This window comes from Pseudomonas sp. Marseille-Q1929 (assembly GCF_017316265.1).
Classification (GTDB): Bacteria; Pseudomonadota; Gammaproteobacteria; order Pseudomonadales; family Pseudomonadaceae; genus Aquipseudomonas.
On record NZ_JAFLWU010000001.1, the window covers coordinates 122,654 to 138,116 of the forward strand.

The 15,463-nt window shown below is 60.0% G+C and carries 14 protein-coding genes; 8 read left to right on the forward strand and 6 right to left on the reverse strand.

The features are described from left to right. Positions 1-5: 5 nt before the first annotated feature. The 4 genes from frr to rpsB form a co-directional block, all read right to left on the reverse strand. Positions 6-563: a ribosome recycling factor gene (frr, locus tag J1G37_RS00560; protein ID WP_207039807.1), complete on the reverse strand. Its 558-nt coding sequence runs from the start codon at positions 561-563 to the stop codon at positions 6-8. Continuing rightward, positions 560-1,303: a UMP kinase gene (pyrH, locus tag J1G37_RS00565; RefSeq protein WP_003189161.1), complete on the reverse strand. Its 744-nt coding sequence runs from the start codon at positions 1,301-1,303 to the stop codon at positions 560-562. The genes frr and pyrH overlap by 4 nt, the downstream gene beginning before the upstream one ends. Positions 1,304-1,512: 209 nt before the next feature. Continuing rightward, on the reverse strand, positions 1,513-2,376 hold the full coding sequence (tsf, locus tag J1G37_RS00570; protein ID WP_017739118.1) for a translation elongation factor Ts: 864 nt from the start codon (positions 2,374-2,376) through the stop codon (positions 1,513-1,515). Between the two features lie 191 nt (positions 2,377-2,567). After that, positions 2,568-3,305 (reverse strand): 30S ribosomal protein S2, encoded by a 738-nt coding sequence (rpsB, locus tag J1G37_RS00575; protein WP_003189158.1) that lies wholly within the window; start codon positions 3,303-3,305, stop codon positions 2,568-2,570. A 387-nt stretch (positions 3,306-3,692) separates the two neighbouring features. Here rpsB and map point away from each other — a divergent pair, with 387 nt between their 5' ends. From map to J1G37_RS00595, 4 genes are all read left to right on the forward strand, one after another. Further along, on the forward strand, positions 3,693-4,487 hold the full coding sequence (gene map, locus J1G37_RS00580) for a type I methionyl aminopeptidase (protein WP_207039808.1): 795 nt from the start codon (positions 3,693-3,695) through the stop codon (positions 4,485-4,487). Positions 4,488-4,555: 68 nt separating this feature from the next. After that, positions 4,556-7,258, forward strand: coding sequence for a [protein-PII] uridylyltransferase (locus J1G37_RS00585; protein WP_207039809.1), 2,703 nt, complete (start codon positions 4,556-4,558; stop codon positions 7,256-7,258). Positions 7,259-7,401: 143 nt separating this feature from the next. After that, positions 7,402-8,601, forward strand: a complete 1,200-nt coding sequence (dapC, locus tag J1G37_RS00590; RefSeq protein ID WP_207039810.1) for a succinyldiaminopimelate transaminase — start codon at positions 7,402-7,404, stop codon at positions 8,599-8,601. Between the two features lie 150 nt (positions 8,602-8,751). After that, positions 8,752-9,462 carry a M12 family metallopeptidase gene (locus J1G37_RS00595; protein ID WP_157356565.1) on the forward strand — a complete coding sequence of 237 codons (711 nt, stop codon included), beginning with the start codon at positions 8,752-8,754 and terminating at the stop codon, positions 9,460-9,462. Positions 9,463-9,477: 15 nt separating this feature from the next. Here J1G37_RS00595 and J1G37_RS00600 read toward each other — a convergent pair whose 3' ends face one another. Continuing rightward, positions 9,478-11,121: a Na+/H+ antiporter gene (locus tag J1G37_RS00600; protein ID WP_207039811.1), complete on the reverse strand. Its 1,644-nt coding sequence runs from the start codon at positions 11,119-11,121 to the stop codon at positions 9,478-9,480. A gap of 214 nt (positions 11,122-11,335) precedes the next feature. On the opposite strand from J1G37_RS00600, the gene J1G37_RS00605 reads away from it, so the two are divergent. The 4 genes from J1G37_RS00605 (at position 11,336) to J1G37_RS00620 (ending at position 14,446) form a co-directional block, all read left to right on the forward strand. Further along, positions 11,336-11,698: an ArsC family reductase gene (locus J1G37_RS00605; protein WP_207039812.1), complete on the forward strand. Its 363-nt coding sequence runs from the start codon at positions 11,336-11,338 to the stop codon at positions 11,696-11,698. Positions 11,699-11,731: 33 nt separating this feature from the next. After that, positions 11,732-12,766 carry a 2,3,4,5-tetrahydropyridine-2,6-dicarboxylate N-succinyltransferase gene (gene dapD / locus J1G37_RS00610; RefSeq protein ID WP_124526038.1) on the forward strand — a complete coding sequence of 345 codons (1,035 nt, stop codon included), beginning with the start codon at positions 11,732-11,734 and terminating at the stop codon, positions 12,764-12,766. A gap of 64 nt (positions 12,767-12,830) precedes the next feature. Next, positions 12,831-14,036 carry a cysteine desulfurase gene (locus J1G37_RS00615; RefSeq protein WP_207039813.1) on the forward strand — a complete coding sequence of 402 codons (1,206 nt, stop codon included), beginning with the start codon at positions 12,831-12,833 and terminating at the stop codon, positions 14,034-14,036. Continuing rightward, positions 14,033-14,446 (forward strand): SufE family protein, encoded by a 414-nt coding sequence (locus tag J1G37_RS00620; protein ID WP_207039814.1) that lies wholly within the window; start codon positions 14,033-14,035, stop codon positions 14,444-14,446. Before J1G37_RS00615 ends, J1G37_RS00620 begins: the two co-directional genes overlap by 4 nt. A 117-nt stretch (positions 14,447-14,563) precedes the next feature. On the opposite strand, the gene tcdA is transcribed toward J1G37_RS00620, so the two are convergent. Further along, entirely contained in the window at positions 14,564-15,379 is an 816-nt protein-coding gene (gene tcdA / locus J1G37_RS00625) for a tRNA cyclic N6-threonylcarbamoyladenosine(37) synthase TcdA (RefSeq protein WP_207039815.1), read from the reverse strand. Between the last annotated feature and the right edge of the window lie 84 nt (positions 15,380-15,463).

Here is a 15,463-nt window from a genome sequence, read left to right on the forward strand (position 1 = left end):
ACCCCTTATACGGCCATCAGGTCCTTTTCTTTTTCTTCGGTGGCCTTGGTGATCTGGGCCTCGGCATCTTTGGTCAGCTTGTCGATATCGGCGACGGCACGGCGCTCTTCGTCTTCGCTGATTTCCTTGTCCTTGACCAGTTTCTTCAGATCACCCAGTGCATCGCGACGGATGTTGCGTACAGCAACACGTGCGTCTTCAGCGGCACTGCGCGCCTGCTTGGTGAAGCCCTTGCGGGTTTCTTCAGTCAGGGCAGGCATGGAGATCAGCAACAACTCGCCCAGGTTGGTCGGGTTGAGGTTCAGGCCGGCACTCTGGATGGCCTTGTCGACCGCGCCGAGCATGTTGCGCTCAAAGGCTACGACTTGCAGGGTGCGCGAGTCTTTCACGGTGATGTTGGCAACTTGGGTGATGGAAGTATCTGTGCCGTAGTACGGCACCATCACGCTACCCAGGATGCTTGGGTGGGCCTTGCCTGTACGGATCTGACCAAATGCATGGTTCAGGGAGTCCAGGGATTTCTGCATACGCTCTTGAGCGTCTTTCTTGATTTCGTTGATCATTGTTGGCCTTCCTCGATCAGAGTCCCTTCAGCGCCGCCGTGTACGATATTCAGCAGGGCGCCGGGCTTGTTCATGTTAAATACGCGCAGCGGCATCTTGTGGTCGCGGCACAGGCAGATTGCCGTCAGATCCATCACACCCAGCTTGCGATCCAGCACTTCATCGTAGGTCAGATGATCGAACTTCTCGGCATGCGGGTCTTTGAATGGGTCAGCAGTGTATACACCATCAACCTTGGTTGCCTTGAGCACCACATCAGCATCGATTTCGATAGCGCGCAGGCACGCAGCCGAATCGGTAGTGAAGAACGGGTTACCCGTGCCGGCAGCGAAGATCACCACTTCTTTCGAATTCAGGTGGCGCATGGCTTTGCGGCGATCATAGTGATCGGTCACGCCCACCATGGAAATAGCCGACATCACGATAGCCGAGATATTGGCACGCTCCAGGGCGTCACGCATGGCCAGGGCGTTCATCACAGTGGCCAGCATGCCCATATGGTCGCCAGTCACCCGATCCATACCGGCCGCACTCAGTGCCGCGCCGCGGAACAGGTTACCGCCACCAATCACCAGGCCAACCTGCACGCCGATGCCGACCAATTGGCCGACTTCCAGCGCCATGCGGTCGAGTACCTTGGGATCGATCCCGAACTCTTCCGAGCCCATCAGGGCCTCGCCGCTAAGCTTGAGTAGAATGCGTTTATAGCGAGCCTGATAACCACTGCCCTGCTGAGCCATTGCGAATCTCTCCTGCGGCGTATTTTAAAAATTCTTGGCGAGCCGTTTACGGCTTGCGTTCACTCTAGCTGGACGCTCTCACAGCGCCATCGGAACACGGCTTTGTAAGCCAGTTCCGAAGGGAAACCAAATAAAATTGGCCTTCCCATTTGAAAAGAGGCTGCGCGCGTGAGCGGGCAGCCTCTTTCGGGCGACAGTTGAAAACTGTCTTATTGCTTGGCGGCAGCCAGCTGGGCAGCAACTTCTTCAGCGAAGTTGTCGACCGGCTTCTCGATGCCTTCGCCTACTTTGAAGTAAGTGAAGGAAACGATTTCAGCACCGGCTTTCTTAGCCAGTTCGCCAACCTTGATTTCAGGGTTCTTGACGAACGCCTGCTCAACCAGGCTTGCTTCAGCCAGGAACTTGCTGATACGGCCTTTGACCATGTTCTCAACAATGTTTTCTGGCTTGCCTTTGATTTTTTCTTCGTTCAGCTGCAGGAACACAGCTTTTTCACGCTCGATCGCTTCGGCAGAAACTTCCGAAGGCAGCAGGAACTCAGGGTTGCTGGCCGCTACGTGCATAGCGATGTCTTTGGCCAGTTCAACGTTGCCGCCTTTCAGGACAACTGCAACACCGATCTTGTTGCCGTGCAGGTAACCACCAACAACATCACCTTCAACGCGAACCAGGCGACGGATGTTGACGTTTTCGCCAACCTTGCCGACCAGTACCAGGCGAGCAGCTTCTTGAGCTTCGATCAGAGGCTCAACGGTAGTCAGCTTGTCAGCGAATGCTTTTTCAACGCTGGCAGCCACGAACGCCTTGAAGTCGTCCTGCAGAGCCAGGAAGTCGGTCTGCGAGTTCACTTCCAGCAGAACAGCGGATTTGCCGTCTTCTTTCAGAGCGATCGCGCCTTCAGCAGCTACGTTGCCTGCTTTCTTGGCAGCCTTGATGGCGCCGGAAGCACGCATGTCATCAATGGCTTTTTCGATGTCGCCGTCAGCCTTTTCCAGGGCTTTCTTGCAATCCATCATGCCTTCGCCGGTACGCTCACGCAGTTCTTTAACCAACGCTGCAGTAATTGCTGCCATTTTCAAATTCCTCTTGGATAGGTTTTCAACCATTCCACCCGATCGAACGGGGGATCAATTCTTCCCGAATCACCCTTGTAGGCCGCTGCACGTTACAGATGTTGTAGCTGCGCTGCCGACAAACGGTTTTCGAGGTGGCAAAAAGGGGGCCAAGCCCCCTTTTTGCTTACTGAGTCAACGCCAGGGCGCTATTACTCAGCGGCAGCTACCGGAGCTTCTTCAACGAACTGCTCGGTACCGCCAGCAACGTGGTTACGACCACGGATTACAGCGTCAGCCATCGAACCCATGTACAGCTGGATAGCGCGGATTGCGTCATCGTTGCCTGGGATGATGTAGTCAACGCCTTCCGGGCTGCTGTTGGTATCGACTACGCCGATAACAGGGATGCCCAGCTTGTTGGCTTCGGTGATCGCGATGCGCTCGTGATCAACGTCGATAACGAACAGTGCGTCAGGCAGACCGCCCATGTCCTTGATACCACCCAGGGAACGATCGAGCTTTTCCAGGTCACGGGAGCGCATCAGCGCTTCTTTCTTGGTCAGCTTGGCGAAAGTACCGTCTTCGGCTTGCACTTCAAGGTCACGCAGACGCTTGATGGAAGCACGGATGGTTTTGAAGTTGGTCAGCATGCCGCCCAACCAGCGGTGATCGACGTACGGCGAACCGCAACGTGCTGCTTCTTCAGCAACGATCTTGCCAGCGGAACGCTTGGTGCCGACGAACAGAATCTTGTTTTTGCCCTGGGCCAGGCGCTCTACGAAAGTCAGAGCTTCGTTGAACATTGGCAGGGTTTTTTCAAGGTTGATGATGTGGATCTTGTTACGTGCGCCGAAAATGTATTTACCCATTTTCGGGTTCCAGTAACGGGTCTGGTGACCGAAGTGCACACCGGCCTTCAGCATATCGCGCATGTTGACTTGGGACATGATAGTTCCTTAATAAGTCGGGTTTGGCCTCCACGTATCCCAATGACCAACCAGCGGCATCAAGGCCTCCGGCACCCAGGTCATCGTGTCGACACGTGTGTGGATTTAAGCTTCACGGGGTATCCCCGGAAAGCGGCGCATTTTATACCACAGCATCCGCAAAAACGAAACCCGCAATCGCATTTGCCGCCCACCACGTTTACGCAACCCCTTGAATAGAGCCAACATCACCCTACCTTATAGAGAGAAGCGATCGTCAGGGGCTCATGATTTGCCGCCCACGTCTGCTAGAATCGCGTTTTTTGGGGCTTGTGCGAATTCTGTAACCTTTTGTCGCACGCCCGTGAACCGTATTGATTTCAGCGCGTCGCGCTAGAGAGAGCCTGTATGACCGTTAGTTTGAAAACCGCCGAAGACATCGCTGGCATGCGCATCGCCGGCAAACTGGCTGCCGACGTGCTGGAAATGATTGCCGAGCACGTCAAGCCCGGCGTCACCACCGAAACCCTCAACCAGATCTGCCACGACTATATAGTCAACGTGCAGGGCGCCATCCCTGCGCCGCTGAACTACAAGGGCTTCCCCAAGTCGATCTGCACGTCGGTCAACCACGTGGTCTGCCACGGCATTCCGGGCGACAAGCCGTTGAAGGACGGCGACACCCTGAACATCGACGTCACCGTGATCAAGGACCGCTACTTCGGCGACACCAGCCGCATGTTCCACGTCGGCACCGTGCCGGTCTGGGCCGAGCGCCTGTCCCAGGTGACCCAGGAATGCATGTACAAGGCCATCGAGATCGTCAAGCCTGGCTGCCGCCTCGGCGACATCGGTGAAGTGATTCAGAAGCATGCGGAAAAGAACGGCTTCTCCGTCGTCCGCGAATTCTGCGGTCACGGTATCGGTACCGTGTTCCACGAAGAACCGCAGATCCTGCATTACGGCCGCGCCGGCACCGGCATGGAATTGAAAGCGGGCATGACCTTCACCATCGAGCCGATGATCAACCAGGGCAAGGCCGACACCAAGGTGCTGGGCGACGGCTGGACCGCCATCACCAAGGACCGCAAGCTTTCGGCGCAGTGGGAACACACCCTGCTGGTCACCGAAACCGGCTACGAGATCTTCACCCTGCGCGCCGACGACACGATTCCACGCGTCTCAGCTGCTGTTGAGGTGTAGGCAGGGCTGCTCAGGTTTTCCCACAGCGTGTAGTGACAAACTGAATAGATAGAAAGGAAAACCGATCGATGCCCCAGGTGGATCCCGAACTCTTCGACCGTGGCCAGTTCCAGGCCGAACTGGCCCTGAAGGCGAGCCCCATCGCCGCCTTCAAGAAGGCGATCCGCCAGGCCCGCGAGGTGCTCGATGAGCGCTTTCGCAGCGGCCGCGACATCCGCCGGCTGATCGAGGACCGCGCCTGGTTCGTCGACAACATCCTGCAAAAGGCCTGGGAACAGTTCAGCTGGAGTGAAGACGCCGATATCGCCCTGGTGGCCGTCGGCGGCTACGGCCGTGGTGAACTGCACCCCTACTCCGACATCGACCTGCTGATCCTGCTGGACAGCGCCGATCATGAGATCTTTCGCGATTCCATCGAGCGCTTTCTCACCTTGCTGTGGGACATCGGCCTGGAAGTCGGCCAAAGCGTTCGCTCCGTGGACGAATGCGCCGAAGAAGCCCGCGCCGACCTCACCGTCATCACGAACCTCATGGAAAGCCGCACCATTGCTGGCCCCGAACGCCTGCGCCAGCGCATGCTCGAAGTCACCAGCACCGCGCACATGTGGCCGAGCAAGGACTTCTTCCTGGCCAAGCGTGCCGAGCAGAAGGCCCGCCATCACAAGTACAACGACACCGAATACAACCTGGAACCCAACGTCAAAGGCTCACCGGGCGGGCTGCGGGATATCCAGACGATCTTGTGGGTTGCCCGTCGCCAGTACGGCACCCTGAACCTGCGGGCCCTGGCCGGCGAAGGCTTTTTGGTGGAGAGCGAAAACGCCCTGCTGGCCTCCTCCCAGGAGTTCATCTGGAAAGTACGTTACGCCCTGCACATGCTCGCCGGGCGCGCCGAAGACCGCCTGTTGTTCGACCATCAACGTTCCATCGCCACCCTCCTGGGCTTTGAAGGCGAAGATGCGAAAACCAGCATCGAAAGCTTCATGCAGCAGTACTACCGGGTGGTCATGAGCATTGCCCAACTCAGCGACCTGATCATCCAGCACTTCGAAGAAGTGATCCTGGCCCCCGAAGACGAAGCGCCGCCGCAGCCGATCAACGCGCGCTTCCAACTGCACGACGGCTATATCGAGGCGCGCAATGACAACGTGTTCCGCCGCACGCCGTTCGCCATGCTGGAAATCTTCGTGCTGATGGCCCAACAGCCGGAAATCAAAGGCGTGCGCGCCGACACCATCCGCCTGCTGCGCGAGCATCGCCACCTGATCGACGACGAATTTCGCAACGACATCCGCAACACCAGCCTGTTTATCGAGCTGTTCAAGTGCAAGATCGGCATCCACCGCAACCTGCGCCGGATGAACCGCTACGGCATCCTCGGGCGCTACCTGCCGGAATTCGGCTTTATCGTCGGGCAGATGCAGCACGACCTGTTCCACATCTACACCGTGGACGCCCACACCCTGAACCTGATCAAGCACCTGCGTAAACTGCAGTACACCCAGGTGTCAGAGAAATTCCCGCTGGCCAGCAAGCTTATGGCCAAGCTGCCCAAGCCCGAGCTGATCTACCTGGCCGGCCTGTACCACGACATCGGCAAGGGCCGCCATGGCGATCACTCGGAAGTCGGCGCCGTCGATGCCGAGGCGTTCTGCCAGCGCCACCAGTTGCCGCTGTGGGACAGCCGCCTGATCGTCTGGCTGGTGCAGAACCATCTGGTGATGTCCACCACCGCCCAGCGCAAGGACTTGTCCGACCCGCAGGTGATCCACGACTTCGCAGGCATAGTCGGCGACGAAACCCGACTCGACTACCTGTACGTGCTGACCGTCTCCGACATCAACGCCACCAACCCGACGCTGTGGAACTCATGGCGTGCGAGCCTGTTGCGCCAGCTCTACACCGAGACCAAACGCGCCCTGCGCCGTGGCCTGGAAAACCCGGTGGACCGCGAAGAACAGATCCGCCGCACCCAAAGCGCCGCCCTGGATATCCTCGTGCGCGGCGGCAACGACCCGGACGACGTCGAGCAACTGTGGTCGCAACTGGGTGACGATTATTTCCTGCGCCACACTGCCGGCGATGTCGCCTGGCACAGTGATGCGATCCTGCAACAGCCGGCTGACGGCGGCCCGCTGGTATTGATCAAAGAGACCACCCAGCGCGAATTCGAGGGCGGCACGCAGATCTTCATCTACGCGCCCGACCAGCACGATTTCTTCGCCGTGACCGTGGCGGCCATGGACCAGCTCAACCTGAACATCCACGACGCCCGGGTCATCACTTCCAGCAGCCAGTTCACCCTCGACACCTATATCGTGCTCGACACCGAGGGCGAGTCGATCGGCGACAACCCCGCGCGCGTGAAGAAGATCCGCGAGGGCCTGACCGAGGCCCTGCGCAACCCCGACGACTACCCGACCATCATCCAGCGCCGGGTTCCGCGCCAGCTCAAACACTTTGCGTTTGCGCCCCAGGTGACCATCTCCAACGATGCCCAGCGCCCGGTCACCGTGCTGGAACTCAGCGCGCCGGATCGCCCCGGCCTGCTGGCGCGCATCGGCGGGATCTTCCTGGAATTCGACCTGTCGTTGCAGAACGCCAAGATTGCGACCCTCGGCGAACGGGTAGAAGACGTGTTCTTCATCACCGACGCCGACAACCAGCCGCTGTCCGACCCTGAGCTGTGCCTGCGCTTGCAGGCAGCCATCGTCCAGCAGTTGAGCGTGACCCAGGAACCCGGCGTCGAACTGACACGCCTGACCATTTGATTATTTAACTGTGTAAACACAACCCCTGTGGGAGCTGGCTTGCCTGCGATGCGGGCACCACGGTCCGGCAGGTACACCGCGGCGATGCCATCGCAGGCAAGCCAGCTCCCACAGGGTCTGTGTACACCGTGACTGAGGCTTACATGAACAACGCCCTGAACCAGCTGCAGCCCTACCCGTTCGAAAAACTGCGCGCCCTGCTCGGCAGCGTCACCCCGAACCCGGACAAGCGCCCGATCGCGCTGTCCATCGGCGAACCCAAGCACAAATCCCCGGAGTTCGTGGCCAAGGCCCTGGCCGACAACCTCGACCAGATGGCCGTGTACCCGACCACCCTGGGCATCCCAGCGCTGCGCGAAGCCATCGGCGCCTGGTGCGAACGCCGTTTCAGCGTGCCCAAGGGCTGGCTCGACCCGGCGCGTAACATCCTGCCGGTCAACGGTACCCGTGAGGCGCTGTTCGCCTTCACCCAGACCGTGGTCAACCGTGGCGACGACGCGCTGGTGGTGAGCCCGAACCCGTTCTACCAGATCTACGAAGGCGCCGCGTTCCTCGCCGGGGCCAAGCCGCATTACCTGCCGTGCCTGGACACCAACGGCTTCAACCCGGACTTCGACGCCGTGACGCCGGACATCTGGAAACGCTGCCAGATCCTGTTCCTGTGCTCCCCCGGCAACCCGACCGGCGCGCTGATCCCGGTCGAAACCCTGAAAAAACTCATTGCCCTGGCCGACGAATACGACTTCGTCATCGCCGCCGACGAGTGCTACAGCGAACTGTACTTCGACGAACAAACCCCGCCACCTGGCCTGCTGAGCGCCTGCGTCGAACTGGGCCGCGAGGACTTCAAGCGTTGCGTGGTGTTCCACAGCCTGTCCAAGCGCTCCAACCTCCCAGGCCTGCGTTCCGGTTTTGTGGCCGGCGACGCCGACATCCTCAAGGCCTTCCTGCTGTACCGCACCTACCACGGGTGTGCGATGCCGGTGCAAACCCAACTGGCCAGCATCGCTGCCTGGCAGGACGAAGCCCACGTATTGGCCAACCGTGACCTGTACCGCGAGAAGTTCGACGCCGTGCTGGCCATCCTCAAGCCAGTGCTGGACGTGCAAAGCCCCGACGGTGGTTTCTACCTGTGGCCGAATGTGAAGGGTGATGATGCGGCGTTCTGCCGTGATCTGTTCGTGGAAGAGCACGTGACCGTGGTGCCGGGCTCTTACCTGTCGCGGGAAGTGGACGGTTTCAACCCGGGTGCCGGGCGTGTGCGCCTGGCACTGGTTGCGCCGTTGGCGGAGTGTGTCGAAGCGGCGGAGCGGATTCGCGCGTTTATTCAACGTCGTCACTAATGAAACACGCCCGCACTGCGCAATGCAGTGCGGGTACAGGGCGTTTCCTACGGCGCCACAGGTATTCAGCTCCCCCTTCGCTGGAACGTTTCCCTCAAACAGCACCACTACATGGGCTCCAAACTCCTTTCGTCAGCGAGGCCATGCATTTTGAGCATCAACCCTACTGCCTATCCAACAGCCGCCGCCCCTGAGCATGCCTACAACAACCAGGCACCGAACACATCCGCACTCAGTAGAAAAAAACGTGGCGTGGCATTCCCTGCGGACCTTTGGCCACAACACTCGACTCTCAAGATCTCGTTGACTGGCATGACGCCGGAGCAGGAGCAATTCACCAAAAACAACATCAATAAGTGGGCGCCTCATGTCAATCTGACGTTTGAGTTCACCCAATCACCCGACGCCGATATCAGGATTGCAGCGGACAATAATTCCTATGGAGGCTCATCGACAGTCGGCGTAAATGCGAAGAAGGTTCCCGCCCACAAGCCCACGATGTTTATCGGTTTTGCACACGGCTTGGGTACAAAAACCAGCCAGACGGTGGCGCATGAGTTCGGCCATGCCCTGGGCTTGAAGCATGAGCACCAACATCCCTACCGGACGCTGGAGTTCAATGCAGAAAACGTCTATGAAGATCACGATCGCTACAACCAACCCAGGCAACAGGCTGACGAGCAAATACTGAAAAAATTTGATCCTCGGCAGGTTTATTTTTCTCAGTATGACCCGCGCTCGATCATGCACTACGGCATGCCGGGGACGTACTTCACTAACAACACGCCCACATCCGACAACTATGAACTGTCCGAAACCGACAAACAGTTCATCAGTGACCTCTACCCTAAAAACCGATAGCGCCGCGCTGACGCCCTATTTCAACGGACCCAGATTCGCCTCACTCATATCCAGTTCCGCCAACACCTCGCGCAACACGTCATCCCCAATCTGGTGATGACGGCTCAAGCTATACAACTCCAGCCGCTGCGCCCGCAGGGCCTTGAGGCGCAATTTGCGCTCAAGCAGGTCCATCTGCTGCGCCAGCGCCTGGGCTTCGGCGGAATCGTTGAACACTTCCAACTGATGGCGATATTCCGACATCAAGCGCGCCTTTAACTCGGCCGCCAAGGCTGCCTGGGCGGCGTCCTGGGTTTCGGTGTCAGCGGGTTCCTCGGTTTCCAAGGCATGAATCGCGGCCACGGCGGTTTTCTTCCAGGCCTCGCGAACCTCGTTGTGGCGCTTTTCATCTGGGCTCTTTTCGATACCACGCAACAGCAGCGGCAAGGCGATGCACGCCGCGATCAGCGACAACAGGATCACGCCGGCGGCGATAAAGATCAGCAGGTCGCGCTCGGGAAAGTCCTGCCCCGGCGCCAGCAGCAGCGGCACCGACATCACACCGGCCAACGTCACCGCACCGCGCACGCCTCCGACGGTGAGCAGCCAGCAAGAGCGTGCCGTCGGCACCAGCGTCAGCTCACCTTTCCCACGCAACCTGCGCAACAAACCCGACAGCCGCCAAATGCTCTGCACCCAGACAAAGCGCAGCACGAGCAACACCAGGAAGATCGCCACCACGTCCAGGCAGCGATACAACAGCGTCGGCCACAATGCCGGCTCATGGCTCACTACCGCCTTAATGATGTCCGGCAGTTGCAGGCCCAACAGCAGGAAGATCAAGCCGTTGAAGGCAAACTCCAGCAACGACCAAACGCTACGGTTTAGCAAACGCGTGCTGGTCTGGCGCGGCAGCAAGTCGAGCCAGCTTTGCATCATCCCCGCCGCCACCGCCGACAAAATCCCCGATGCGCCCAAACGCTCGGCCAGCACATACGCGGCAAACGGCAGCAGCAACATGAACACCACATGGGTCGCCGGGTCGTCCCAACCACGGGCGATCATCCAGGTACGCAAGCGCCCCACCAGCCAGCTCAGCGCCACGCCAACGGCCAGGCCACCGAGCGCCACCAGCACAAACGTGAGGCTGGCGTCCGCCAGGGAAAACACCCCGGTCAACGCCGCCGCCAGGGCGAATTTGAAGGTCACCAGGCCCGATGCGTCGTTCATCAAGGCCTCGCCTTGCAGCATATGCATCAGCGGCGTGGGCAAACGGTTCTGGGAGATGGCCGATACCGCCACGGCATCCGTCGGCGATAAAACCGCCGCCAGGGCGAAGGCCACCGGCAGCGGAATCGTAGGCAATATCCAATGAATGAAGTAGCCGGCGCCGACCACGGTGAACAGCACCAACCCCACCGCCAATGTCAGGATCGGCCCGCGCAGCCGCCACAATTCGCGCTTGGGCATGCGCCAGCCATCGGAAAACAACAGCGGCGGCAGGAACAGAAACAGGAACAACTCAGGGTCCAGCGCCACATGCAGCCCCAGCGTGGGCCAGGCCAACAAGGCACCTGCGCCGATCTGCACCAGGGGCAACGGCAACGGTATGACACGCCCGACCAGACGCGAAACACTGACCAACATCAGCAGGATAAGAACGGTGTAGGCGGTTTGCATAACGCGGGGTTCCCGGACAATCGACTTGCGAAGACACACTTGAGGCAACGACCGGCCGTTGAAGTGCCATATTACCCGGCTATATTACCGACCTGGCTGGCGCCTGGCATTTGCACATAAGTCGCACGCCAGCATGACGAGCGGCACCACAGGCCGCCGGTCGTGGCATAATCCGTGACCTTTCGTTTCCGTTGGTCCAAAGGGGGGCAATTCCTTGACCGCTTCAAGCAAAACCTTGCACCTTTTCGGCATCAAAGCCTGCGACACCATGAAAAAGGCTCGCACCTGGCTCGATGAGCACGGCCTGAGCTACGAGTTCCACGACTACAAAACGGCCGGTATCGACCGCGAACACTTGACCCAATGGTGCAACGAGCACGGTTGGCAGGTGGTTTTGAACCGTGCGGGCACCACCTTTCGCAAACTCGAAGACGAACGCAAAGCCGATCTCGATCAGTCGAAAGCCATTGAATTGATGCTCGCACAACCCTCGATGATCAAGCGCCCGGTGCTGGATCTCGGTGACAGAACCCTGATTGGCTTCAAGCCAGATAGTTATTCGGCGGCCCTCAAGTAGGCCAGCCCTTTCCATTTTTGTAGAGGTAACAGCATGTCCAATTCCCTGTTCAGCCTGGGCTTCGGCGTCGGCACTCAGAACCGCCAAGGTGCTTGGCTGGAAGTGTTTTACGCGCAACCGCTGCTCAACCCTTCGGCTGACATCGTCGCGGCTATCGCGCCGATCCTCGGCTATACCGAAGGCAACCAGGCGATCACCTTCACCGTCACCCAGGCCTTGCAACTGGCCGACGCGCTCAAGGGCGTCGATGCCACCCAAGCCGCCCTGCTGAGCCGCCTGGCTGAAAGCCACACCCCACTGGTCGCAACCCTGCTGGCCGAAGACGCTGCACTGACCTCCACGCCTGAGGCCTACCTCAAGCTGCACCTGCTGTCCCACCGCCTGGTCAAGCCCCACGGCCTGAGCCTGGCCGGTGTGTTCCCGCAGCTGCCAAACGTGGCGTGGACCAGCCAGGGCGCCATCGACATCAGCGAACTGGCCGAACGCCAGCTGGAAGCACGCCTGCGTGGCGAGCTGCTGGAAGTGTTCTCGGTGGACAAGTTCCCGAAAATGACCGACTACGTGGTCCCGGCCGGCGTGCGCATCGCTGACGCCGCGCGTCTGCGCCTGGGCGCCTATGTGGGCGAAGGCACCACCGTGATGCACGAAGGTTTCGTCAACTTCAACGCCGGCACCGAAGGCCCGGGCATGATCGAAGGTCGTGTGTCGGCTGGCGTGTTCGTCGGCAAGGGCTCGGACCTGGGCGGCGGCTGCTCCACCATGGGCACCCTGTCGGGCGGCGGCAACATCGTGATCAAGGTCGGCGAAGGCTGCCTGATCGGCGCCAACGCCGGTATCGGTATCCCGCTGGGCGACCGCAACACCGTGGAATCGGGCCTGTACGTCACCGCCGGGACCAAGGTCGCGCTGCTGGACGAGCAGAACCAACTGGTCAAGGTGGTCAAGGCGCGCGAGTTGGCCGGCCAGCCGGACCTGCTGTTCCGTCGCAACTCCGAGACCGGTGCCGTGGAGTGCAAAACCCACAAATCGGCCATCGAACTGAACGAAGCGCTGCACGCTCACAACTAAGCAGCCACTCGATGCCACTAGCGGGCCCCGATCCTGGGGCTCGCTTATACGAGTCTTGAACACCATGCTAGTGCCCTCTCCCTGGCGCGCCGATTTCCCGGCCATCGCCACCCTGCAACGGCAAGACCAGACCTACCTGGACAACGCCGCCACCACGCAAAAACCCCAGGCCCTGTTGGATGCCATCAGCCATTACTACGCCAATGGCGCAGCCAATGTGCACCGTGCCCAGCATTTGCCGGGCGCCCATGCGACCCAGGCTTTCGAAGACAGCCGCAGCAAGGTCGCGCAGTGGTTGAACGCAGGTGACAGCGGGCAGATCGTGTTCACCCACGGCGCGACCTCTGCGCTGAACCTCTTGGCCTACGGCCTGGAGCATCTATTCAATGCGGGCGATGAGATTGTCATCAGCGCCCTGGAACACCACGCCAACCTGCTGCCCTGGCAGCAACTGGCCAAACGCCGCGCCCTGGAACTGGTGGTATTGCCCCTTGGCAATGACGGCGTGATTGACCTCACGGCCGCCGCCGAGCTGATCGGCCCACGCACGCGCCTGCTGGCCGTGAGCCAGTTGTCCAACGTGCTCGGTGCGTGGCAGCCGCTGCAGGCGTTGCTCGCCCTGGCCCAACCCCACGGCGCCTTGACGGTCATCGACGGCGCCCAAGGCATCGTCCATGGTCGCCACGACGTACAGGCCCTGGGCTGCGACTTCTACGTATTTTCCAGCCACAAACTCTACGGGCCGGACGGCGTCGGTGTGCTGTTTGGTCGCAACGAGGCTCTGCATCACCTACGCCACTGGCAGTTTGGCGGCGAGATGGTGCAACAGGCCGATTACCACAGCGCCAGCTTTCGCCCGGCGCCACTGGGGTTTGAAGCTGGCACGCCGCCAATTGCAGGCGTGATCGGGCTGGGCGCCAGCCTGGATTACCTGAGTTCGCTGGATCAGCAGGCGGTCATTGCCCATGAAGCGGCCCTGCACGACTACCTGTTGCGTGGGCTTAACGCGCGCAATGGCGTGCGCGTGTTGGGCTCGCCTCAAGTCGCGTTGGTCAGTTTTGTGGTCGAGGGTGTGCACAACGCCGACCTTGCGCACCTGTTGACCGAACAAGGCATTGCCGTACGCGCCGGTCATCATTGTGCAATGCCGCTGCTCAAGGCCATGCATTTGTCGGGGGCGATCCGTGTGTCCCTGGCGCTGTATAACGACTCCGATGACCTGGAGCGTTTCTTTGAAGCGCTGGACCAGGCGCTGGATATGTTGCGATGAGCTTGCCCGTTGATGCGGTGACAGCGCTTGAAGCGTTCCAGGCTGTTGGCAGCTGGGAGCAGCGCGCGCGGATGCTGATGCAATGGGGCGAGCGCATGCCTGCCCTGCCCGCTGAAGACAAGGTCGAGGCCAACCTGGTACAGGGCTGTGAAAGCCTGGTGTGGTTGGTGGGGGATTTACGGGATGGGCATTGGCAGTTTGCTGCGGCCAGTGATGCGCGGTTGATTCGGGGGTTGGTGGCGTTGTTGCTGGTGCGGGTGAATGGCCTCTCTGCCACCGAGCTACAGGCGGTGGACTTGCCCGACTGGTTCAATCAATTGGGGCTTTCCCGTCAACTGTCACCCTCTCGCAGCAACGGTTTGAATGCAGTATTACTGCGCATGCGGACATTGAGCCTTACACAAAACTAAATGTGGGAGCTGGCTTGCCTGCGATAGCGGTGGATCAGTCAACATCTTCAGCGACTGACACACTGTAATCGCAGGCAAGCCAGCTCCCACACTTTGAATGGTGCAAAGTTCTGCAACCTAGGCAGGTTTAACCCGCTCCGACGGCCTGCGCACCCCAGCCACAATCTTGTCCACCGCCTTGGTCGCCGCCACCATGCCAAAGCTGGCCGTGACCATCATCACCGCGCCAAACCCACCCGCACAGTCCAGCTTCACCCCATCGCCGACAAAACTCTTCTGCAAGCAAATGCTGCCATCCGGCTTGGGATAGCGCAGCTGCTCGGTGGAAAACACACACGGCACGCTGTAGTGACGGGTCACGGTGCGCGAGAAACCATAATCGCGGCGCAGGGTGGAACGCACTTTCGACGCCAGCGGATCGTTGAACGTACGGTTCAGGTCGCACACCTGGATCAACGTCGGGTCGATCTGCCCACCGGCGCCGCCCGTGGTGATGATCTGGATCTTGCGGCGCTTGCACCAGGCGATCAGCGCGGCCTTGGCGTTGACGGCGTCGATGCAGTCGATCACGCAATCAATATCTGGCGTGATGTATTCGGCCATGGTGTCGCGGGTGACGAAGTCCGCCACCGCATGCACCGTGCAAGCCGGGTTGATGCCACGCAGGCGCTCGGCCATGACCTCGACCTTGGGTTTGCCCACAGTGCTGTCCAGCGCATGCAACTGGCGGTTGCTGTTGCTGACGCACACGTCATCCAGGTCAAACAGCGAAATCTCGCCCACACCGCAACGGGCGATGGCTTCCGCCGCCCAGGAGCCCACGCCGCCGACGCCGACGATCGCCACATGGGCCGCTTTCAAGCGTTCCAGGCCTTCAATGCCATACAAGCGGGCGACGCCTGCAAACCGTGGATCTTCTGTGCTCATGACCATTACCCCAAAAACCGGCGCGCATTATGGGCTACGCAGCGGCAAGTTTTAAGCTACAAGTTACAAGTTAAGAACTTAGATGGGCTT